At 48.6% G+C, this 21,900-nt stretch carries 16 protein-coding genes and 1 tRNA gene; 12 read left to right on the top strand and 5 right to left on the bottom strand.

Annotated features, from left to right (window positions below; translation table 11 throughout):
• The first annotated feature begins 295 nt into the window (after positions 1-295).
• Positions 296-1,948 (top strand): conjugal transfer protein TraF, encoded by a 1,653-nt coding sequence (traF, locus tag KFF03_RS04195; protein WP_255859089.1) that lies wholly within the window; start codon positions 296-298, stop codon positions 1,946-1,948.
• Positions 1,949-2,076: 128 nt separating this feature from the next.
• Positions 2,077-3,315: a multifunctional CCA addition/repair protein gene (locus tag KFF03_RS04190; protein ID WP_255859088.1), complete on the top strand. Its 1,239-nt coding sequence runs from the start codon at positions 2,077-2,079 to the stop codon at positions 3,313-3,315.
• A 138-nt stretch (positions 3,316-3,453) separates the two neighbouring features.
• On the opposite strand, the gene folK is transcribed toward KFF03_RS04190, so the two are convergent.
• From folK to tsaD, 3 genes are read right to left on the bottom strand one after another with little or no spacing between them, the layout of a single operon-like run.
• Positions 3,454-3,948 carry a 2-amino-4-hydroxy-6-hydroxymethyldihydropteridine diphosphokinase gene (gene folK / locus KFF03_RS04185; protein ID WP_255859086.1) on the bottom strand — a complete coding sequence of 165 codons (495 nt, stop codon included), beginning with the start codon at positions 3,946-3,948 and terminating at the stop codon, positions 3,454-3,456.
• Positions 3,948-4,316 (bottom strand): dihydroneopterin aldolase, encoded by a 369-nt coding sequence (gene folB / locus KFF03_RS04180; protein WP_255859084.1) that lies wholly within the window; start codon positions 4,314-4,316, stop codon positions 3,948-3,950. The genes folK and folB overlap by 1 nt, the downstream gene beginning before the upstream one ends.
• 9 nt (positions 4,317-4,325) lie before the next feature.
• Positions 4,326-5,372, bottom strand: coding sequence for a tRNA (adenosine(37)-N6)-threonylcarbamoyltransferase complex transferase subunit TsaD (gene tsaD, locus KFF03_RS04175; protein WP_255859083.1), 1,047 nt, complete (start codon positions 5,370-5,372; stop codon positions 4,326-4,328).
• A gap of 181 nt (positions 5,373-5,553) precedes the next feature.
• Between tsaD and rpsU the strand changes: the two genes are divergently transcribed.
• From rpsU to KFF03_RS04150, 5 genes are all read left to right on the top strand, one after another.
• The gene (gene rpsU, locus KFF03_RS04170) at positions 5,554-5,769 is read left to right on the top strand and encodes a 30S ribosomal protein S21 (RefSeq protein ID WP_068441605.1); all 216 of its coding nucleotides are present in this window, start codon (positions 5,554-5,556) and stop codon (positions 5,767-5,769) included.
• 26 nt (positions 5,770-5,795) lie between these two features.
• Positions 5,796-6,242, top strand: a complete 447-nt coding sequence (locus KFF03_RS04165) for a GatB/YqeY domain-containing protein (RefSeq protein WP_255859082.1) — start codon at positions 5,796-5,798, stop codon at positions 6,240-6,242.
• A gap of 107 nt (positions 6,243-6,349) precedes the next feature.
• Complete coding sequence (dnaG, locus tag KFF03_RS04160) at positions 6,350-8,227, top strand: DNA primase (RefSeq protein ID WP_255859081.1); 1,878 nt, start codon at positions 6,350-6,352, stop codon at positions 8,225-8,227.
• A gap of 332 nt (positions 8,228-8,559) precedes the next feature.
• Positions 8,560-10,398: an RNA polymerase sigma factor RpoD gene (gene rpoD, locus KFF03_RS04155; RefSeq protein WP_255859079.1), complete on the top strand. Its 1,839-nt coding sequence runs from the start codon at positions 8,560-8,562 to the stop codon at positions 10,396-10,398.
• 170 nt (positions 10,399-10,568) lie between these two features.
• Positions 10,569-10,645: transfer RNA gene (locus KFF03_RS04150), tRNA-Ile, on the top strand.
• 7 nt (positions 10,646-10,652) lie between these two features.
• Here the strand turns inward: KFF03_RS04150 and KFF03_RS04145 are convergent.
• Positions 10,653-12,596 carry a methyl-accepting chemotaxis protein gene (locus tag KFF03_RS04145; RefSeq protein WP_255859078.1) on the bottom strand — a complete coding sequence of 648 codons (1,944 nt, stop codon included), beginning with the start codon at positions 12,594-12,596 and terminating at the stop codon, positions 10,653-10,655.
• Between the two features lie 194 nt (positions 12,597-12,790).
• Here KFF03_RS04145 and KFF03_RS04140 point away from each other — a divergent pair, with 194 nt between their 5' ends.
• The 3 genes from KFF03_RS04140 to KFF03_RS04130 all read left to right on the top strand — a co-directional run bounded on the left by KFF03_RS04140 (position 12,791) and on the right by KFF03_RS04130 (position 17,190).
• Positions 12,791-13,984: an aspartate aminotransferase family protein gene (locus KFF03_RS04140; protein WP_255859077.1), complete on the top strand. Its 1,194-nt coding sequence runs from the start codon at positions 12,791-12,793 to the stop codon at positions 13,982-13,984.
• 9 nt (positions 13,985-13,993) lie between these two features.
• Positions 13,994-14,902 carry an ornithine carbamoyltransferase gene (gene argF / locus KFF03_RS04135; protein WP_255859076.1) on the top strand — a complete coding sequence of 303 codons (909 nt, stop codon included), beginning with the start codon at positions 13,994-13,996 and terminating at the stop codon, positions 14,900-14,902.
• Positions 14,903-15,066: 164 nt separating this feature from the next.
• Positions 15,067-17,190, top strand: coding sequence for a methyl-accepting chemotaxis protein (locus tag KFF03_RS04130; RefSeq protein ID WP_255859075.1), 2,124 nt, complete (start codon positions 15,067-15,069; stop codon positions 17,188-17,190).
• Positions 17,191-17,265: 75 nt separating this feature from the next.
• Here KFF03_RS04130 and KFF03_RS04125 read toward each other — a convergent pair whose 3' ends face one another.
• Positions 17,266-19,167, bottom strand: a complete 1,902-nt coding sequence (locus KFF03_RS04125) for an acyl-CoA synthetase (protein WP_255859074.1) — start codon at positions 19,165-19,167, stop codon at positions 17,266-17,268.
• A gap of 118 nt (positions 19,168-19,285) precedes the next feature.
• On the opposite strand from KFF03_RS04125, the gene KFF03_RS04120 reads away from it, so the two are divergent.
• Together KFF03_RS04120 and KFF03_RS04115 are read left to right on the top strand one after the other, a co-directional pair.
• Positions 19,286-20,170, top strand: a complete 885-nt coding sequence (locus KFF03_RS04120; RefSeq protein WP_255859073.1) for a LysR family transcriptional regulator — start codon at positions 19,286-19,288, stop codon at positions 20,168-20,170.
• 129 nt (positions 20,171-20,299) lie between these two features.
• Positions 20,300-21,898, top strand: coding sequence for a sterol desaturase family protein (locus KFF03_RS04115; RefSeq protein ID WP_255859072.1), 1,599 nt, complete (start codon positions 20,300-20,302; stop codon positions 21,896-21,898).
• Positions 21,899-21,900: the final 2 nt, after the last annotated feature.

Below are 21,900 nucleotides of genomic sequence, written 5' to 3'. Positions count from 1 at the left end.
CACACCACAAGGCGCGTTTTGCCGCTAGGGCAACGCACAAAATTACTGAACGCATCATCGATGTAGCCAGCATGGTGATTGATTCCTGAATAATGAACATTACGACATTGCCCGATTAACAAGGCTGAATGACAACGAGATCAGCATAAAGTTCATTGCTTTTTCATGCAAGGTTGGATTTTTATGGCTATGATTAACGCCACTATTACGATAAATGTGTGATGCCTAAGATGATCGGCATCTGCCATTTGCGATACGCCTAAATATTCAGGATTAACATTCAGGAACTGTGATCATGATTAAACGCTCTCTTCTGGCAGCTTCCATCGCTGCAATCAGTGCTCAGTCGGCCTTGGCTGCTCCGTTTTTACCCATGGATGCTCGCGGCTTAGCAATGGGTAATACCGGTGTTGCCAGTGCTCAGCGCGCTCACGCTCCAGCTTATAACCCGTCATTACTGTCACAAGCACATGAAGACGATGACTTTGCGCTGATTTTTCCACAGCTGGGCGTTAACCTGCGCGATGAAGAAGAGACAGTTACAACTGCGTCCGATATTGCCGACGATTTATTGCCAGAATTAGAGAGAATCATCGAAGATGGTATCGATGGCGGCCCAAGTTTTGAAAACCGTGTTGAAGCACTGGAACAAGCGATTAATAACTTTGATGCGGCTCTGGCCAACATTGAAAACAATGCGACTTCAGCGTCATCGCGTCTGTCCAATATCGAAAGCCGTAACTCTGACCTGAAAGAAGCACTGGAAGATGTTCGTGAAAGCTTAAGTGATGTCGACAACGTTTCAGATAATTTAACCGAGTCTTTAAGAGCCATTTCCGGCGATCCCTTAAGTGGCCGATTCGGAGTGGGAACCGCATTAGCGATTCCAAGTAAAAAGTTTGCTGCCGCTTTAAGTGTGAATGCTACGGCCACATTCTCAGGCCGCGCTATTTTCTCAGATACGGACCTGGATTTATTAGGCTCATATGTGCCAGGTGCCCAGGCCTATATTGGTGAAGCTCAGGAAGTAACCAGTGCCTTTGACAACGCACTAACCGCGGCTAATGCAGAAGCGAACGATACTGATAGAGTTCAAACTCTGGCTGATCAACTGGAAGCAGCCGATATCGAAGGAAAGGTCGATAGTGCAAGTGACTTTAGTTATGTCGCCGACAACGGTACCCGTATTTTTGATGGTGGTGAACTAACCGATGAAGCCAGCAACCCTAATCTGGATTCTCGTGTTGAAGTCGTCGCTGTTGCAGTGTCAGAAGTCGCCTTATCTTTTTCGCGTGAGTTCACCATCGCTGGTGAACAAATCGCTATTGGTATCACGCCAAAACTGCAAAAAATCTCTACTTTCCACTACGTTTCTGAAGTTGATAACGAAGACGAAATCGACAGTGAAGATATTGAGGATTCACAAGAAGATTACAGCCACTTCAACCTGGACATTGGTGCATCTTACCGCTTCGGTGATGCCAACCAGTGGACAGCCGGTATTGTTGCCAAAAACCTGAACAGCGCTGAGTTTGATTATCAGGACGCCGTTGTGGCAGTTGGTGAAGATGATCAGTTAGTTCCGGGCTTCCAGGAAGTGACCATTCGCGGCGGTAAAGTAGCACTGGATGCACAATTCCGTGCAGGCTTAGCTTACCAGAACGACTGGGTGGCATTGGCTTTTGATCTGGATCTGATGGAAAACGATCCGGTAGCATTTGAAAACCCAACACAATACGCCGCTGTGGGTGCTGAATTTGATTTATGGGACACCATTCAGTTCCGTACAGGTTACCGCACCAATATGAGCGCTTCAGATGCTGATATGGTTTCTGTTGGTTTAGGTTTCTCACCATTTGGCGTACACCTTGACCTGGCTGCCATGGCGAATCCAAACGATGTTGAAAAAGAAGCTGGTGTAGCAATGGAGCTGGGTTTCTACTTCTGATACCCACTACAAAGCCTACAGTTTATACAGTACCCGCTTAACCACAAAGCGCGTTACACTAAAGCCCTGAATTACGATAGTTTTGAGCGAATCGTAGTTCAGGGCTTTTTTATTGGGACTTTGATTTTATGAACACTTATCTGGTTGGTGGCGCGGTACGCGATGCATTATTAAATATCCCGGTCAAAGACAAAGACTGGGTAGTGGTTGGTGCAACGCCAGAAGAATTGCTACAACAGGGTTATCAACAGGTTGGTGCCGACTTTCCGGTCTTTTTGCATCCTCAGACTCACGAAGAATATGCATTGGCTCGCACGGAACGGAAATCCGGCCAGGGCTATCAGGGCTTTGATTGCCGTTTCAGTCCAGATATTACGCTGGAAGAAGATTTATTACGCCGTGATTTAACCATTAATGCCATGGCTCAGGACGAACATGGCAATATTATTGATCCATATAATGGCCAGCAGGATTTAACCAACCGGGTGTTGCGTCATGTCTCGCCAGCTTTTAGCGAAGATCCGTTACGGGTATTACGCGTTGCCCGCTTTGCAGCACGGTTTGCCACTATCAATGGTCAGCCCGGTTTTACCATTGCCGAAGAAACTATGGCACTGATGCAAACCATGGTTAACGATGGCGAGCTGGATCATTTGGTGGCTGAACGGGTATGGCAGGAAACACAACGGGCATTAACCGAGAGCAACCCACACATTTATTTTCAGGTATTGCGTGATTGTGGTACTCTGAAAATCTGGTTTAAAGAAATTGATGATTTATTTGGTATTCCTCAGCCTGAGCAATACCACCCGGAAATTGATTGCGGCATCCACGCACTCATGTCACTACAGGCCTCGGTGCCACTATCAACAAGCATTACTACTCGCTGGGCAGCACTCACCCACGACCTGGGCAAAGCGCTGTCAGACAAAGCTAACCTGCCACGCCACTTTGGCCACGAAACCAAAGGATTAATACCGATCAAAGCCTTATGTAAAAAGCTCAAAGCTCCAAAAGATGCACTAGAGCTGGCATTAATCTGCAGTGAGTTTCATACCCATGTGCACCGCGCGCTGGAATTAAAACCAGAAACATTATTAAAAGTGTTTGATCGGGTAGACGCCTGGCGTAAACCAGAACGGTTTGAGCAATTTCTATTGGTGAGTATTGCCGATTCCCATGGCCGGACTGGTTTCGAAAACTGTGATTATCCACAAGCAGATTATATGCGTGAAGCACTACAAGTCGCGTTATCCGTTACGGCTAAAGATATGATGGCTCAAGGCTTAGCTGGGCCAGAGATCCGCGAAGGATTACAAAAAGCGCGGACGGAAAAATTAAAAGCGTGGAAGGTGTCGTTATCATAACAATCAAGCCGGATATATTTTCAGCCGCCGCCCCGAAGGCACATCCCTGTGCCTGCCGGGCGGTTGCAACATCCTGTTGCTGCTATTGAAAATATATCCGACTTGATTTTTCACTGCTTAAAAACACGCTTATCGCCGTTAATTTTCTACTAAAGCCAAAGATTGGTTCTGAATATTTTCCTTAAATTCACTTAATGACTTTTGATATTTCGGGCAAATCAAATCAGGGGCAATATCCAACAGCGGCGTTAATACAAATGCATATCTCCAGATATCTTCGCGTGGCAGCGTAAAAGTGCCATTGCCTGTAGAAAATTCACCCACTAATTGATCAAACAATAAAATATCAATATCCAAATGACGGGAGGAATATTTCACCGCGTTTGCAGCACGGCCAAAATCCATTTCGATTTTCTTTAACTGTTGTGACAAGGCTTCTGGTGAAAGTCCATCGTCTACCCGAATCTCTAATACCAGGTTAATAAATTCAGGGCCGTCAAAGCCCAACGCTGGAGAACGATACCAAGGCGATTCATTGATTACAGCAAAGTCGTTTCCCAGCCGCTGAATACCCGCCGTCAGATTTTCCTGTGCATTCAGGTTAGAGCCCAGCCCCAAAAATACCCGAGCCATTAATGCCCGCCCTGTGCAATATCACCGCGCTCAATATACAACCCCACCACTCGTGCTTGTGGAACGACAGCGGGCTTTTCAACTCTGATACCAATCCATGGCATACCAAATTCTTTACGCAAGGCATCCGCCAAACGCTCAATTAATGACTCTAATAATTGAAAGTGCTGTTCACGGACAAACTGTTCAACAAATTCTGATACTGCCTGATAGTTTAACGCATGCATCAGATCATCGGTTGCTGCGGCCACACGAATATCCCAGGCCATCTCTAGATCAAATACCAGCGGCTGGCGTACCTGCTTTTCCCAATCGTAAACACCAATCACAGCATCCACTTTCAGGCCGTTAATAAAGACTTTATCCATTATATGTTCCTACTCAGCCCGAGCGGTATATTGAACAGCCGCCAACTCTGTCATGGGCCAGCGAGGCACTGCCGAAACCGCCAGATCAGCTCGCTCTCCCGCTAATAATCGCTGGGTTCCGGCATACGCAATCATGGCACCATTATCGGTGCATAACTCGGGGCGAGGGTAATAGACAGCACCACCGAGTTTTTCAGCGGTCTGCTGCAATTTCGCGCGCAAACTTTTATTGGCACCCACACCACCGGCAATAATCAAGCGTTTAATACCGGTTTGTTCCATTGCCCGCTTACATTTAATTGATAGCGTATCAACAACGGCCGCCTGGAAACCCGCTGCAATATCGGCCTTATCCTGATCCGCCAACACACCATCTTCCGCGTGCGTCAAAATGGTGGTACGAGTAAACGTCTTTAAACCACTGAAGCTGAAATCCAGTCCCGGGCGATCCGTCATTGGCCGTGGAAATTTAAACCGTGTCGCATCACCGGAGTCTGCCAGCCTACTCAGTTGCGGACCACCGGGGTAAGGCAAGTTCATCATTTTGGCCGCTTTATCGAACGCTTCACCAGCGGCATCATCCAGAGACTCGCCTAATAAGTTGTATTCACCAATGCCATCAACCTGAACCAGCTGGGTATGACCGCCAGATACTAATAGGGCAATAAAAGGAAATGGTGGCGGGTTATCCTCCAACATAGGAGCCAGCAAATGCCCTTCCATATGATGAACGCCCACAGCAGGGACATCCATCGCCCAGGCAAGTGAACGCCCCAGACATGAGCCCACCAGTAAGGCACCCACCAAACCCGGGCCTCGCGTATAGGCAATACCATCGAGATCGCTCAGCGTCAGATTCGCTTCAGCCATCACCTCACGAATCAGAGGCAATGATTTACGAATATGATCACGCGATGCCAATTCAGGCACCACACCGCCGTATTCCGCGTGAACAGCGATCTGAGAATAAACCCGGTGTGCCAGCAAGCCTCGCTCACTGTCGTACAAAGCAATACCGGTTTCATCGCAGGAGGATTCAAGCCCCAGAACGCGCATAAACAACCTCAAATACACAGTTAATTCTAAAAGGAGCGCAATAATACTGCCGCAAAGTACTAAAATCCATGCAGAGGTTTTGCATTCCTCGATCAAAGGCATTAGAATGCCCGCCCTCTAACTGGGGGTCTGTGGTTTTCCCCCGCTAAAACAGAATTTATTAATACACGTAGGTGATTGGATGCCAGCTGTAAAAGTTAAAGAAAACGAGCCGTTCGACGTTGCTCTGCGTCGTTTCAAGCGTTCTTGTGAAAAGGCAGGCGTACTGTCTGAAGTACGTCGTCGCGAACACTATGAGAAGCCAACCTGGGTTCGTAAGCGTAAAGCGGCTGCAGCTGTTAAGCGCCACCTGAAAAAGGTACAGCGCGAACAGCGTAAGATGACTCGCCTGTACTAATCAGCGAATCAATCTTAGAGGTTTATATGAGCACACTAGTTACAACCGTTAAAGATGCTGTAAAGGACGCAATGCGCGCCAAAGACAAACCACGTCTGGGTGCGTTACGCCTGATTACAGCAGAATTTAAAAAGGTTGAAGTGGACGAGCGTATCGAAGTGGATGACGCTCGCGCTCTGACGATCCTCGACAAAATGACCAAGCAACGTCGCGACTCTATTGCTCAATATAAAGAAGCAGGTCGTGATGAGCTGGCAGAAGGCGAGCAATACGAAATTGACGTAATCAGCGAGTTTTTGCCAGAAGCCTTGAGCGAAGAAGAGTTGGCCAAACTGGTGGCTGATGCCGTTGCACAGTCCGGTGCTGCAGGAATGCAGGACATGGGCAAAGTTATGGGCATCCTCAAACCACAAGTGCAAGGTCGCGCCGATATGGGCCAGATCAGTCAACTGGTGAAGTCTCAACTGGGCTGATTCCAGCGACAGGCATTCTTGCAATGTCATTTTGTACAAACGCCATCAATGAAAATTGATGGCGTTTTTGTTTGTCCGAACACAATATATTTTTTATTCTCAGGTTCATGGCTGGCCGTATACCCCAATCCTTTATTGATGACCTTCTTTCCCGTGTCGATGTGATCGACGTGGTGGACAGTCGTGTCAAACTAAAGAAGACGGGCAAGAACTACTCCGCCTGCTGCCCATTCCATAACGAAAACACGCCTTCTTTTACCGTTAGCCCCGACAAACAGTTTTATTACTGCTTCGGCTGTGGCGCCTCAGGTAGTGCATTAAAATTTGTGATGGAATTTGATGGCCTGAGCTTCCCAGACGCCGTCGAGAAACTCGCTTCTGACGCCAATATGGAAGTACCGCGCGAGCAGGTGTCGTTTGAAGCGCGCCAGGAGCAACAACATCAGCCATTATTTGACCAGATGACAAAAGCTGCCGACTTCTTCGAACAGATGCTGCGCAGCCACGAACAAAAAGGCAAAGCCATTCAGTACCTGAAAAATCGTGGTCTGTCAGGAAAGGCAGCCAAATTCTTTCAAATTGGTTACGCCCCACCCGGCTGGGACAATCTGCAAAAACACCTGACTGCTTCACCCCAGCAAAGCAGCAACAAAGACACCATCAAACAGCTAATCAGCTGTGGCATGTCGATTGAAAAAGACGAACCAGGCAAAGAGTATCGCACCTACGACCGCTTCCGTGATCGCATCATGTTCCCGATTCGTGATGCCCGTGGCCGGGTAATTGCCTTTGGTGGGCGTGTTCTCGGCGATGAAAAGCCGAAATACCTTAACTCGCCGGAAACGCCGATTTTTCAGAAAGGCCGTGAGCTATATGGCTTATATGAAGCCCGTAAGATCCGCCAGAAACTGACCCGTTTTGTCATCGTTGAAGGTTATATGGATGTGGTAGCACTGGCTGAGTTTGGTATTCATTACGCTGTTGCGACGTTAGGTACAGCAACCAGCGAACATCACCTGCGACGCTTATTCAAAATTGTACCGGAAGTGATTTTCTGCTTCGATGGCGATCAGGCCGGGCGCACCGCGGCTGCGCGAGCTATGGAAACCGTTCTGCCATTATTACAGGATGGCCTGCAAGCTCGCTTCTTATTCCTGCCCGATGGCGAAGACCCGGATACTCTGGTTCGGACAGAAGGCAAAGATGCTTTCGAACAACGCTTAAATCAATCCGATCATTTGCCGGAGTTCCTGTTCGCCCACTTAAAAGAACAAGTCGACTTTGACACGCTGGACGGCAAAGCCCGTCTGGATCAACTCGCAGCCCCCCTGATCAACCGCTTACCGGATGGCATGTTACGCCAACTGATGCGTCAGAAGCTTAAAGATGAAACGGGTGTCGAGAGTCATGCACTCACCAAGCTGGAAGCAGAAGCCCCCGCTTCGACAAAAGAGCCTGAAGCGGCAGACGACATTCCTATGCCAGTGATTGATGCTCCACCGGCAGATTATGACTTTCATGATACAGCGGATAACCAGCAACACAGTGACGCATTATCGCCGTTGGTCTATCAGGCGCTGACCGCTTTGGTACAAAGCCCGGCGTTAGCCCAGAAGCTTGAGATTCCGGCCTGTGAACCGGAAAGTGATATTGAGCGACTCTTCTTTGAAGTACTGAACAAACTGAAGCAAACACCTCAAAACGATACGATTGGTTTATTGATTCAATGGACGGGCACCCCCTTTCTGCAACAACTTAAAGAGCTGGCGGAACAGTCTGAACCGCGAATCAGCCCAAGTGCAAGCAGTATTGCCGATGTATTAAAACGCCTGGATGCGCGTAAACTGGAACATGAGCTGACTGAGCTCAAAACAAAACTGAGCAATAAAGAGAAACTCTCCGATGCTGAGCGCCAGCGATTGAGAGAACTGCAACGCCTGATGCACGAACTGCAGAAAAAGCGCACCGGCATCTACAGCCGTTAAAATCTCACCTGCCATTAAAATCCCACACTAAAACCATTGAAATCCGTTAAAGCACCCCTATATACACTTCTGAGCTGATCAAACTCAGCCCTATAACGACTGCAGCAGCACAGTGAATAGCGTGACAAAGCCTGAGGGGCAACCATCGGGATTCGAGCAAAAAGCCGACCGATGAACCAACACACGTAACCTGGCTCCCATGTCCAAGTACACACCGCACATCAGCCGAAATTAAATGGTCGGAAGCTATTGTATTTTCTGGCTTAAATGGCGGTTAAAAGTTATACTTTGGCGTTTTTCTTCCGCCTTAAAAACACGGAATCTAGGCTTCTATGTCATCAACGCAACAATCTCGTTTAAAAGAACTGATCGCTAAAGGCAAAGAGCAGGGTTACCTGACGTATGCACAGGTTAATGACCACCTGCCAGACGATATTGCCAACCCGGATCAGGTCGAAGACATTATTCGTATGATCAACGATATCGGTATTCCGGTATCCGAAAATGCACCAGACGGTGAGTCACTGTTTAACGAAGCAGCCGATGATGCGGCCGCCGAAGAAGCAGCTGCGGCACTGGCACTGGTGGAATCTGATGTTGGCCGCACCACAGACCCTGTGCGTATGTATATGCGTGAAATGGGTACCGTTGAGCTGCTGACCCGTGAAGGCGAAATTGTGATCGCCAAGCGGATTGAAGAAGGCATCCGTGAAGTGATGTCTGCTCTGGCCTATTACCCAGGTGCTGTTGGTGTTGTCTTAAACGCCTTTAAAAACACCGAAGAAGATCCGAATAAAGTCGGTGATGTCTTCAGTGGCTTTATTGATCCATCCGATGAAGATCCTGAGCCCGGCCCACAAGCGGGTGCAGCGGCTGAAGCGGCAAAAGCAGAAGAAGCTAATGACGACGAAGACGTGGATGGCGACAGCGAAGATGACGAAGACGAAGAAGAACAATCCGGCATTGACATGGTGGAAGTGGTTCGCCGCTTTACAGAAATCTCCGATGCCAATGACGCAGTAGAAGCCGCATTAGAGCAACATGGTCGCGCCAGCAAAGAAGCGGAAGAAGCATTAGCCAAACTGGCTGAGGTGTTTGCACCGATCAAACTGACGCCTAAATATTTTGATGCACTGGTTGATGAATCCCGTAACGCACTGAACGCTATTCGCACTCAGGAACGTCAGATCATGGTTCTGATGACCCGCAAGTGTGGCATGGACCGAAAAGACTTCATCAAAGGCTTCCAGGGTAACGAAATTAATAATGAGTGGATTGAAACCCTGATTGAAGCAGGCCGTCCGTACTCGAAAAAGCTGGAGACCTACAAGTTAGATATCTTCCGCTCTCAGAAGAAAATTAAAGCGGTCTCCGAACGTGTACTGCTGAGCATCCCTGAGATTAAAGAAGTTAACCGTAAGGTTTCCATCGGCGAAGCTCGTGCCCGCCGCGCTAAGAAAGAAATGGTTGAGGCCAACCTGCGTCTGGTTATTTCGATCGCGAAGAAATACACCAACCGTGGCCTGCAGTTCCTGGATCTGATTCAGGAAGGCAACATCGGCCTGATGAAAGCAGTGGATAAGTTTGAATACCGTCGTGGTTATAAGTTCTCGACCTATGCAACCTGGTGGATTCGTCAGGCGATCACGCGTTCGATTGCCGATCAGGCGCGTACCATCCGTATCCCGGTACACATGATCGAAACCATCAACAAGCTGAACCGTATCTCTCGTCAGATGTTGCAAGAGATGGGTCGTGAAGCCACTCCAGAAGAACTGGCCGAGCGTATGGACATGCCGGAAGATAAAATCCGCAAAGTCCTGAAGATTGCCAAAGAGCCAATCTCCATGGAAACGCCAATTGGTGATGATGAAGATTCGCATCTGGGTGACTTCATCGAAGATACTCAGTCTGAGTCGCCAATGGATACCGCGACGAATGATGGTCTGACGGAAGCAACCCGCTCAGTACTGTCTGGCCTGACCGCACGTGAAGCAAAAGTTCTGCGTATGCGTTTTGGTATTGATATGAATACGGACCACACACTGGAAGAAGTCGGCAAACAGTTCGATGTAACCCGTGAGCGTATTCGTCAGATTGAAGCCAAAGCACTGCGTAAATTGCGCCACCCAAGCCGATCAGATCACCTGCGCAGCTTTATTGATGAATAATTAAGTTCTGTTCATCGAGCATAAAAAAACCGCCATCGGGCGGTTTTTTTATGCTTATTCAAACGCCTTTTGACGGCTTTTTATTAGTTAAATCAAAGGGCTGGCGCTTATTGGTAAGCGTGGTTATAATCTTGCCACTTCTCAGGGACGAATCACTCGCCCAACATGAAGGGCCCGTAGCTCAGTTGGTTAGAGCATCCGACTCATAATCGGCAGGTCCCCAGTTCAAGTCTGGGCGGGCCCACCATTTATTGTCATACCTTAAAACGACTCACCATCGACGACAATTCAGAAGAAACTGAGCTCAGGCTTTGTGCACCATTTTTCAATTGTTGTGAACTGTCCTTGGCATTCAGAGCCTCGGTATTAATGCTGATGATGTTCTGATTGATTTCTTCTGCCACCAGATGTTGCTCCTCAGCAGCGGCGGCAATCTGAGTGGCCATATCGCGGATACGTGATACGGAATCCTGAATCGAGACAAACACCTCTCGCGTCTGCTCTGTCGCTTCCGCCGTTTCACGGGAGTGCTCCAGACTGCTGGACAGTTTTTCAGAGACTTCACTGGTTTTATTCACCAGCGAAGAAATCATTTTATCAATTTCTTCGGTCGACTCTGCGGTCCGCCCGGCTAATGTCCGGACTTCATCGGCAACCACGGCAAAACCGCGGCCTTGCTCACCGGCACGTGCAGCTTCAATGGCGGCATTCAGAGCTAACAAATTAGTTTGCTCAGCAATCCCCCGAATGGTATCCAGAATCGTAGTAATGTTTTTCGATTCTCCAGCCAGGGCCGACATGGCCTGGTTTGAATCTTCAATCACTTTCTCTAGTTGCTCAACTGAGCCGGTGGTTTTTTCGATAAACGTCTGTCCCTGCACCACATGATGCTGGCTCTGGTCAGCGGCCTGAGCCGTTTCACTGCAATTTTTAGCGACTTCATTAGACGTCGCCACCATTTCATTAAAAGCTGTGGCAACCTGTTCGGTGGCGTTTGATTGGTTGTCGGAGACATGCATCAGCTGCTCAGAAATACCTAACCCACTGGTTGCCTGTTGCTGAACATCCGAAGCTCGCTGATTAATATCAGATACCAGTGAATGAATCATGGTGACAAAACGATTAAATGCAGACGCCATTTGCCCTGATTCATCATTGCTGACTACTTTCAGGCGGCGCGTCAGGTCTCCTTCCCCAGAAGCAACTTCTTCCAGGCCTTTGGTCACAGCCTGAATCGGGCGAGAAATCAGGTTACTGGTCCACATTGCCAGCACCGCAAAAGCCGCCAGCAGCACCAGTGCAATAACAATAATGGTATTACGCAAACGAGCCGCACTGGCAAAAACCTCGTGCTCTGGAATAACACCAACAAATTTCCATCCCAGCTCTGGTGAGGTGTAAACCGTTGCAAACCATAATTCGCCATTCAAAGTCACTTCAAGCAGCCCACTGGCGTTAAATAGTTGCTGATAAACGTCGCTCACCTCATTCACTTTTTTAAAGTTATTTTCTGGAGCACCACCATCAGCTAAAACAGCACCGGTTTCTTCTATCAGAATCAGATATCCCTGCTCTCCAAACTGCACCGATGTCACCATTTCAGTCAGCTTTGCCAGTGTGACATCCACACCCACAACCCCCGTCAAACCGCTGTCAGTCGTGAAGGTATGCAAATAGTCCAATAAAGGGGCACCGGTATTCACATCTTTATAGGCCGGTGCACGAACGGGCACACCAGGCTTTTCTTTTGCCGCAAGATACCAAGGGCGCTTGCGCGGGTCGTAGTTACCCAGTTCATTTGTCGGATATTGAATATAAGCACCATCATCCAGCCCGAGAAAAACATACGCTAAATCAGGGCGGCTGTTGCCAAACTTTTTAAATAAAGCAAAGGCATCGGCTTCAGGGCTACCGTTCTCCTTCTCCGGCATTGCCTTTGCGTTATCAAAGTATTTTGTTGCAGAGCCATCCAGAGCCTGAACTTCGCGGGCTGTTGCTAAAAAGACAGCATCTTCCGCCAGACCATTCAGATAAAGACTGAATGCCTTATCGATATGGCGAATTTCTGCGCTACTGCGATTTTCAAACTCTTTGACCGCACTGTCCTGCAACTCAAGCACGGCCAGCACGGTAATGACCGCCAACGGGATAATAACCGCTGACAACATGGCAGCAGTTAAACGGGTACGAATATTCATAGTGATCTCTCACACACAGCATTTCGATTAAGATTAGTCTGTTTTTCGACCAATAAAATTATCAATACTGATAAATATTCGACCTCTGGCGTATATTTACAAAGCCCCTTGCCTTCCGTATTATTTATCCTCCGAGGGCAGCAACAGCTGCCTTTTTGCGTTTTTAAGGATTCAACGAATTAGGATTTGAACCTATGTCCAACACTACGCCTAGCGCCGGGCATGCCATCATGAACACCTACGGGCGTTTACCGGTGACTTTCACTTCTGGCCAGGGCAGCTGGCTGAACGGTGAAGATGGAAAGCAGTATTTGGATGCACTCAGCGGAATTGCTGTATGTGGTCTGGGCCATGCTCATCCTGCAGTTACCAAAGCGCTGTGCGAACAAGCAGATAAGCTTATTCATACCTCCAACCTATACGGTATTGAACGTCAGCAAGCGCTGGCGGAAGCACTGCAACGCGTGTCTGGCATGGATAATGTGTTTTTCTCCAATTCGGGTGCTGAGGCAAACGAAGCGGCGATTAAAATCGCCCGTAAATACGGCCACGATAAAGGCATTCATGAAGCCAAAATTGTGGTCATGACTCAGTCATTCCATGGCCGTACTCTGGCGACGTTGTCGGCCACCGGCAATGCTAAGGTTCACGAAGGTTTTGGCCCACTGGTCAGCGGTTTTGTCCGTGTCCCCTACAACGATATTGCAGCGCTGGAATCAGTGATCAAAGCCGATCCACAAATTGTTGCGGTATTAATCGAACCGGTTCAGGGCGAAGGTGGTTTAGCGACAGCGTCTGCCGACTACCTGCATGCGGTACGTGCACTGTGTGATCAGCACGAACTGTTAATGATGCTGGATGAAATTCAGACCGGTAACGGTCGTACCGGCAGCTACTTCTGCTACCAGCAATTTGGCTTTATGCCGGATGTATTAACCACCGCCAAAGGCCTGGGTAATGGCGTACCGATTGGTGCCTGTTTAGCGCGCGGTAAAGCCGCAGAGGTTTTACAGCCTGGTAATCATGGCTCTACCTACGGCGGTAACCCGCTGGCCTGTGCCGCGGCCTTTGCTGTGGTTCAAACCATCGAACAGGACAAGCTGAGCGAACACGCCGCTGAAATGGGCGACTATTTACGCGCTCAATTTACGGAAAAACTGCAAGGCACCGGCAAATTAAAAGAAATCCGTGGTCGTGGTCTGATGATTGGTCTGGTGATGGATCAGGATTGCCCACAGCTGATGGCTCAGGCCGTTACCGAACAACAATTATTAATTAACGTCACGGCAGGCAATGTGATTCGTTTATTGCCGCCATTAAATCTGAATAAAGAAGAAGCCGATCAGATTGTTGAGCGTGTCGCTGCCCTGGTAGCAACGCTTAACTGAGTAAAGAATATGAGACACTTTTTAACCTTATTAGATCTCTCTCCAGAAGAACTGAATTGGGTCATTAATCGCGCCATTGAGCTGAAAAAAATTCACCGCTCTGGCGAGATTCATGAGCCATTAAAAAATAAAGTACTGGGTATGATTTTCGAAAAATCATCGACCCGTACCCGTGTATCCTTTGAAGCGGGCATGGCACAGCTGGGCGGCAGCGCGATTTTCTTATCGCCACGCGACACTCAGTTAGGCCGTGGTGAGCCAATCGAAGACAGCGCACGCGTTTTATCCCGTATGGTCGACGTGGTAATGATCCGTACCTTCGATCACGAAACCGTCGAGCGTTTTGCCGCGTTTTCTCAGGTACCGGTTATTAACGCCTTAACCGATGATTTCCACCCATGTCAGCTGCTGGCCGATGTACAGGCCTATGTTGAACACCGTGGCAGCATCAAAGGTAAAACCGTTGCCTGGATTGGTGATGGCAACAACATGTGCCATTCCTACATCAATGCCGCACGCCAGTTTGGCTTCACCTTAAATGTGGCTTGTCCGGAAGGTTTTGAACCTGCCGAGCACCTGGTGAACGAAAACGCGGCTCGTGTAAACGTAATGCGCGATCCGAAAGAAGCGGTTAAAAACGCTGACCTGGTGGTTACCGACGTTTGGGCCTCTATGGGTCAGGAAGACGAGCAAGATGATCGTCTGGCTAAGTTCCAGGATTATCAGGTTTCTCCTGCTCTGCTGGATCTGGCGAACGACGATGTTGTCTTTATGCACTGCTTACCAGCGCATCGTGGTGAAGAAGTCAGCGAAGACCTGCTGGACGACAAACGCTCGGTTGTTTGGGATGAAGCGGAAAACCGCTTGCACGCTCAGAAAGCACTGCTGGAATTCCTGCTGTGCCAGGAAGAGGAATAAAACGCCTTTTGCTGCACTAGCTAATAAAAAACCGGGCTCTTTAGCCCGGTTTTTTATTTCATCACTGTTTACAAAATTATCGACACACTCAACGTATAAACCATGCACAACTTCCCGAATCGTCTACGCTCAATTAAGACGATTAACCTACTTCGGGCAAGTTCATGAAAGCGCTTCCTCTAAAAACCAAGCTTCTGGCTATCACCATATCGATTATTGTTCTGATGTCTCTGGTACTGACCTGGCAAACCAGCCGTGGTATCTCAGCACTAAGCGGCGATATTTCCGATCAGGCCGAAAACACGCTATCGACTGCAGCAGTCAGCCATATCCAGGCTTCTGCACAGGCCTACAGTGAACTGATGTCTGGTTATATTAATTCTGCCTTCCGTATTCCGGTATCCCTTGGCGGAGTGATCGAAGGCAGCCCCAAAACCCCTTACCCCATGACTCGTGAGCAGGTGAACCAAATGATGGCGGATGCCCTGGCCGCCAATAAAGACGTCAGCTCACTGTATGCCCAGTTCGAACCTAATGGCTATGACAGCGGAGACGCCAGCTATATCAATTCAGGGTTAATACACTCCGTCGAAGAGTCTGGCTCGCTGGAGATTTATTGGGTCAGAAACCCGGATGGTAGTTTAGAACAGCAGAAAATTGACGACTCACAAGCAAAGTATGCTGATACCAAAAATGAATTTGGTATTCGTGAGTCGGAGTGGTACCTGTGCTCAATGGATACGCTACGTCCTTGCATCATGGAGCCTTATCTTTATGAAATCCGTCCGGGATACAGTGAGCTAATGACCAGCCTGACGGTTCCTGTGGTTATCAACGGGACTTTTCGAGGCCTAGTGGGCACTGACGTAAACCTGCCTCTGTTCCAGACCCTGGTCGATGAACTGGCGGCATCGCTCTACGGTGGCCAGGCTAAGGTCACCCTGTTGTCATCCATGGGTTTTGTGGCTGCATCCAGTTTTTACAAAGACAAATTGACACGACCACTGAGCGAATCGATGCCTCAGCTGGGCTCTAAACTGCAGCAACTTCATAACACAGGTGGCGTATTACAAACCGAAGATCATATCTTTGTTGCCGCTCCAATGACGATTAAAGCGGCTAACACACAATGGTCGCTGGTGATTGAATTGCCAAAAGCCGTCGCGTTAGCCAGTCTCGCAGATCTGCAACAACTGATCAGCGATAAAGAAACCTCAGTGGTCAGCGCTCAATTGATCGTAGCCGCCGTACTGACGCTGGTTGCATTTGGGTTAGTTTGGGTACTGGTGCAAAGCATTGTCACCCCTCTGCAGCAGTTAAACCGCCAGGTAAACCAGCTCGCCAGTAATGATGGTGACCTGACTCAGATGTTAACGCTCGATACTCATGCGGAGCTGATTGAGCTGAGCAATGGCTTCAATGGCTTTATGCAGAAACTGCGCGACATGATTGAAGCCCTGAAGGGTGTCAGCCGTGAAGTTCACCAGGCGTCCGAAACCAACCGGGGCATTAGTCAGACCACCCGCGAAAATACCAACAGCCAACAACATGAAGTGGATAATGTAGTAACAGCCACCCAGGAGATGTCGGCCACCGCTCTGGAGGTTTCACGGATTGCACAACAGACTTCTGGCCAGACTCAGGACATACAAAACACCGTTGTCGAGTCGCAACGTAACTTGTCGACCGCCGTTGATAGCGTGTTGGAATTATCAACCAATATGAACACTGCCAGTGAATCCATCACTCAGGTAGCTGCGCGTTCCGATGACATCAACCGCATCATGGTAGTGATTCGCTCTATCGCTGAACAAACCAACCTGCTGGCATTAAATGCGGCCATTGAAGCCGCACGGGCGGGTGAACAGGGCCGAGGGTTTGCGGTGGTTGCCGATGAAGTGCGTACGCTGGCTTCAAAGACCCAGGAGTCCACCGAGGAAATTGATGGCATGATCGTTAACTTACAGGATGAAGTCAGCAAGGCCGTCAGCATTATTGAAAGTGGCACCGAACAGGCAACCGGCAGTATGGAAACCACACGCCAGGCACACCAGTCGCTGCATCAAGTGGTCGAAGCGATCAATGGCATTACCGACCAGATCAGCCAGGTGGCGACAGCCGCTGAAGAACAAAGCGCCGTCAGTGAGGAAATTTCCAAACACCTGACCAATATCGGTGATGCCACTCAGGTATTGGCGAGCCTGGCTCAGGATGCCAACAGCAGTAGCCATCACGTAACCAACCAGTTGAATGTGCTGGACCAGCAGTTGAATGCGCTGAGAACCTGAGCAGCGATAAGGCAGAAAACAAAAGGCCCTGATGTTGACGAAACATCAGGGCCTTTTAGTTTGCATCAGTTCTGATCAGACAATGTCGTACTCAAACGCATACTGATCCAGTGCATGCAGCAACTCAGAAGATGCCTGAGCCAGTTTCACCTCGGCCAACAAACCACGCTGAGCATGTTGCTTGACCTCCAGCGACTGAATCGACGCGCCTTTAGACGATGCTTCTGCCCGAATGACGTGCTCAATTTCCAGCATCTGCAATGCGGGTTTGAAGATTTTACCTACCGGGGTCACTGGCATCATTTCCAGTACCTGAATGGCTTTTGGCCAGGCGGCTTTTTCTGAAATATTGTCTTTAGCAAATGCCACCAGCTCATCAACAGTGCATTTAGCACCGTCTTCCAACTCCACATACACCACGGGTAGCTCACCGGCGTATGCATCCGGACGGCCCACGGCAGCGGCTAAACGTACTTTCGGATGTTCGTGCATGGCTTCTTCGATAGTTTTTGGATCAATATTATGACCGCCTCGAATAATCAGCTCCTTCTTACGGCCAGTCAGCCAGAAATAGCCATCCGCATCCTGACGACCTAAGTCACCGGTGTTAAGCCAGGTTTCGCCGTTACGCTCAATCCAGATACCTTTGTTATGGGAAGGTTCCATATAACCCGCGAATACATTCGGGCCTTTAATGGATACAGCGCCCACTTCGTTCACGTCAGCATCACGCAGGTAGTTGCCGTCATCATCCAGCACAATACACATCATGTCCTGATAGGGCAGACGAATACCAATCGAGCCAATGGTGTTTTCAGACAAGCCTGGGTTCAGACTGGAAGCACAGGTTCCTTCCGTCAGACCATAACCTTCAATAATCGGAATACCAGTACGGTCCTGGAACTGACGGAACAGCTCTTTGGGCATGGGCGCTGCGCCACAGAATGCCGCCTCCAGACTGGAAAGATCACGTCCTTCCATTGGCTGATTCAGCAATGCCGCATACAAGGTTGGTACCCCGGAAAACGCCGCAACATTGAAGCGCTCAACAATTTCCCAGAAACGTGGAATCACCCCTTCCCCACGATACCCCTGTGGTGTTCCCAAAATGACTTTTGCGCCACGCATCCAGCTGGCTAAACCAGTCACAATCTGACCGTTAACATGGAACAGTGGTAAACCACAGAAAACACTCACACCTTCGGTGAGTTGAGCTGAAATCATCCGACCAACCGCCCAGGCGTCATACACTTCAGCGCTGTGGGGGCGTCTGGCAATTTTCGGCAAGCCAGTCGTTCCACCCGTACAGAAGCATGAAGCAATGTCATTACCCCCGGGCATGCTGAACTCAAGTCGATCAGCCCGGTATTTTTGTAGCTCTTTATTGAAGTTTTTCACTTTTACGGAGCTTTTCAGGCGGGAAATTGCAGCGCTGCCAGAAATAAAGGCACTTTTGAAGCCACTCAGGTAAGTGGATAAATTGATCTGGAAGATACCTTCCAGCGTATCCACACCCTCACAAGCCTGCAGACTTTTTTCCCAGATATCACTACCCGGAGTCGGTCCCAGCGTTACCAGCCAACGAACACCAGCGGTTTTTAATAACGACGAAAGCTGTTCGGCTTCCAGCAGCGGGTTCAGGCTCAAAACGGTTCCGGCAGCTTCACCACCCCAAATCGCATAATGAGTCTCTGGCAGGTTCGGCAGAATCAGTGCCACCATATTATTCTGATCAATGCCGTGTGCGCGGAACATGTTGGCACAACGGGTAATATTACCGAATAACTCGTTGTAACTGATGCTGACAAAGTCATCCATATTGTCGGCAGACAGGAAAAAATCCATGGCTGCATTACTGCCGTATCGGGCAGCACTCTGCTTCAGTACTTCATAGGTCGAGTCTGGCAAAGACAGGGTGTGATACGGGGCCAGTTCTACTTCTTCTACGGCACTCAGCGATTCAAGGTTATTATTCATATAGTTACCTGTTAATCGTAAAATTCAGCTCAGCTGAGCTTACTGATTTCAAAGCACTCTCAAAATTGATAGTTTTTTGGTAGGGTTCACTAATATACGAATAGCCTGGAATGGAACAATGCTCGAGTCGTACGATATTCACATCATCAGAACCATCACCGATAACGGCAGCCTGAGCAAAGCCGCAGATGTTCTCTGCATGTCACAGTCGACTCTGAGCAAGCGTTTATCAAGACTGGAAAGCACTCTGGGGGTGTCGTTATTTTACCGCCATAACGGCGGTATGAATCCCACTCCCGCGGCTCAGTATATGATTGAACAGGGTGATAATATCCGTGATCGCCTGAGCAGCATCGATCGCCACGTCAAAATGCTGGGATCACTCACCAGCGGTGATCTGAATGTTGGTATCGGGCCAATTATCGAACAGGTGTTATTTCCGGAACTGTTAATCCGCTTCTCCGAGGTGACCCGCAACATTCGAGTCAAACTGATCACTGGCTCCACCGAGCGTCTGACCAAACTGCTATTAAGCGGTGAGATTGATGTCGCTATTGGCCCATTTGTGCCTGATCATATCAATGAAAACCTGAGTTTTTCACCGGTCACTCAGGATCAGATCGTCTTTGTTGCCCGATCTGAACACCCGATTTTTCAGCAGGACAAACCATTTTTACCGCAGCAATTGAAAAACTACTCATCCATTGGCCCTGAAATTCCACCCAATGTACAAGTCAACGTACCGGAAGAAATGCTGGCCAACATTCCAACCATTACCTGCGGTAATTACAACACAGCCAAATCACTGACCATGCGCTCTGATTACATCACTGGTGGCCCTCAGGTGCTGTTTCAGCAGGAAATTGACTCCGGTGCACTGAAGACGATTCCTGGTATGCCAACTCCCCTATGGGAGTCGTACCTGCTGTTCAAACCTGAATCAGAGCACATCCCATCGGTGGCAAAATTTATCGAGGTAGTGAATTCTCTGAATCAGGCCTGAAGCACACATTTGTCGTAACCATCCACTTTTTGTCATCGCTCGCCAAAGACATTTACTCAGATTACGCCAGACTGATGGTCTGAGTCTGAGCCCTTCAGGTTCTGAACATATAACAAGAAGGATAATAATATGGTTGAGTTTGATTATAACCTTGGCGCCATCGGCATCCCCCTGTTTCTGATACTGATGCTGGCCGAGTACCTGGCATTAAAGGCCAAAGGGAAAAGCCTGCACACTTACAGCGACAGCATCACTAGCGGCTCGATGGGGGCCTGCTTATTAATCTCAGAGGCATTGCTGAAAGTTTATACCTTTGGCGTTTTTATCTGGATCTGGGAAAACTTCCGTCTGTTTGACTTCAGCAGCACCAGTATCATTACCTGGGTTATTTTCTTTTTTGGCGTCGATTTCTTTTATTACTGGTTTCATCGCATCGCCCACGAACGCAATATCTTATGGGGTGCACACGAAGGGCATCATCAGGGTGAAGAATTTAATTACACAACGGCCATTCGCCAAAGCGCTTTTCAATATGGATTTTCATGGATTTTTTATCTGCCACTGGCCTTTATGGGATGCCCGCCAGAAGTGTTCCTGGGCCAGTTCCTGATTCTTAAAGGTTATCAGTTCTGGATTCATACTCAGGGAATTAACCGCATTCCGCTTCTCGAAGGTGTTTTTTCAACGCCATCCAGCCACCGTGTACACCATGCCAAAAACCCGATTTATATCGACCGTAATTATGGTGGCACCATGGTCATCTGGGATCGTATGTTTGGAACCTGGCAACCTGAACTGGCAACAGAAGCTTGCCATTATGGTACAACCAACCCGACTCATACGCTGAGTCCGGTAAAATTAAACCTGCGTCATTGGGCGACCATGATCAATGATTCCCGTCATACGCAAAAGTGGTCTGATAAAATTGGTTTGTGGTTTAAACCAACGGGCTGGCGACCACAGGATTGTGTGGGTGCCGACCACCACCTGCAGCAAGAAGGCACTGCTGACCGCGAAAAATACGATCCATATACCACAACCGGTAAGAAAATTTATGCCGGTATCGCCAGCCTGTTAACCTTCCTTGCCGGTACGATGTTTATATTTTTATCACCACAACTGGAGTTGTGGCTGAAAATTTCAGGAGCGCTTATTCTGGTGAGCGGTGTCATTGTCACCAGTAGTTTATTAGAAAATAAATCCAATCTGATTCCTATTGAAATGATTCGCTTACCGGCCATGTTATGGTTCATCGCGACACTCTGGTCTTACCCCGTCACGACAACCGTTGTGAATACCATTGTGATGAATAAATCGCCGCAACAAACATTGGCCTATGCCGGAAATGTAAGCCGTTGGCCTGAATGGCATCCACAATCGGAAAAGGTAGTCACTCAACAAAGCAGTACTTTAGCGGCGGGTGATCAATTTGCCGAGCAAGTCAGCACCCCAATTGGCCAGAACGACTTAAGCTGGACGGTTGAACAATATCAACCCGGAATAATCTGGCAGGCCAGTGCCAAAAATCAAACCAATGGCAGCATCATCAATCTGACCTATACCGTTGCAGCAACCGATAATAATGAAACACAGTTTGAAAGAAGACTGGAATATACGCTGCCAAACTTTGTGTTAGTGGCAGCCAATGCGATGTACTTTAAAGAAATTATTGAAGAAAAATCTGAGAGGTCGCTACAGCGCTTGCAAACCGCCGTTAATAATCTGTGATC

This window comes from Bacterioplanoides sp. SCSIO 12839 (assembly GCF_024397975.1).
Lineage (GTDB): Bacteria > Pseudomonadota > Gammaproteobacteria > Pseudomonadales > Oceanobacteraceae > Bacterioplanoides.
Note: the sequence above shows the minus strand (reverse complement) of the source record. Positions and strands in the feature narration are given on the sequence as shown.

Excerpts from the sequence above, each read along its gene's own strand:
- traF (WP_255859089.1), top strand. The coding sequence starts at position 296 with ATGATTAAACGCTCTCTTCTGGCAGCTTCCATCGCTGCAATCAGTGCT.
- KFF03_RS04190 (WP_255859088.1), top strand. The coding sequence starts at position 2,077 with ATGAACACTTATCTGGTTGGTGGCGCGGTACGCGATGCATTATTAAAT.
- folK (WP_255859086.1), bottom strand. The coding sequence starts at position 3,948 with ATGGCTCGGGTATTTTTGGGGCTGGGCTCTAACCTGAATGCACAGGAA.
- folB (WP_255859084.1), bottom strand. The coding sequence starts at position 4,316 with ATGGATAAAGTCTTTATTAACGGCCTGAAAGTGGATGCTGTGATTGGT.
- tsaD (WP_255859083.1), bottom strand. The coding sequence starts at position 5,372 with ATGCGCGTTCTGGGGCTTGAATCCTCCTGCGATGAAACCGGTATTGCT.
- rpsU (WP_068441605.1), top strand. The coding sequence starts at position 5,554 with ATGCCAGCTGTAAAAGTTAAAGAAAACGAGCCGTTCGACGTTGCTCTG.
- KFF03_RS04165 (WP_255859082.1), top strand. The coding sequence starts at position 5,796 with ATGAGCACACTAGTTACAACCGTTAAAGATGCTGTAAAGGACGCAATG.
- dnaG (WP_255859081.1), top strand. The coding sequence starts at position 6,350 with ATGGCTGGCCGTATACCCCAATCCTTTATTGATGACCTTCTTTCCCGT.
- rpoD (WP_255859079.1), top strand. The coding sequence starts at position 8,560 with ATGTCATCAACGCAACAATCTCGTTTAAAAGAACTGATCGCTAAAGGC.
- KFF03_RS04145 (WP_255859078.1), bottom strand. The coding sequence starts at position 12,596 with ATGAATATTCGTACCCGTTTAACTGCTGCCATGTTGTCAGCGGTTATT.
- KFF03_RS04140 (WP_255859077.1), top strand. The coding sequence starts at position 12,791 with ATGTCCAACACTACGCCTAGCGCCGGGCATGCCATCATGAACACCTAC.
- argF (WP_255859076.1), top strand. The coding sequence starts at position 13,994 with ATGAGACACTTTTTAACCTTATTAGATCTCTCTCCAGAAGAACTGAAT.
- KFF03_RS04130 (WP_255859075.1), top strand. The coding sequence starts at position 15,067 with ATGAAAGCGCTTCCTCTAAAAACCAAGCTTCTGGCTATCACCATATCG.
- KFF03_RS04125 (WP_255859074.1), bottom strand. The coding sequence starts at position 19,167 with ATGAATAATAACCTTGAATCGCTGAGTGCCGTAGAAGAAGTAGAACTG.
- KFF03_RS04120 (WP_255859073.1), top strand. The coding sequence starts at position 19,286 with ATGCTCGAGTCGTACGATATTCACATCATCAGAACCATCACCGATAAC.
- KFF03_RS04115 (WP_255859072.1), top strand. The coding sequence starts at position 20,300 with ATGGTTGAGTTTGATTATAACCTTGGCGCCATCGGCATCCCCCTGTTT.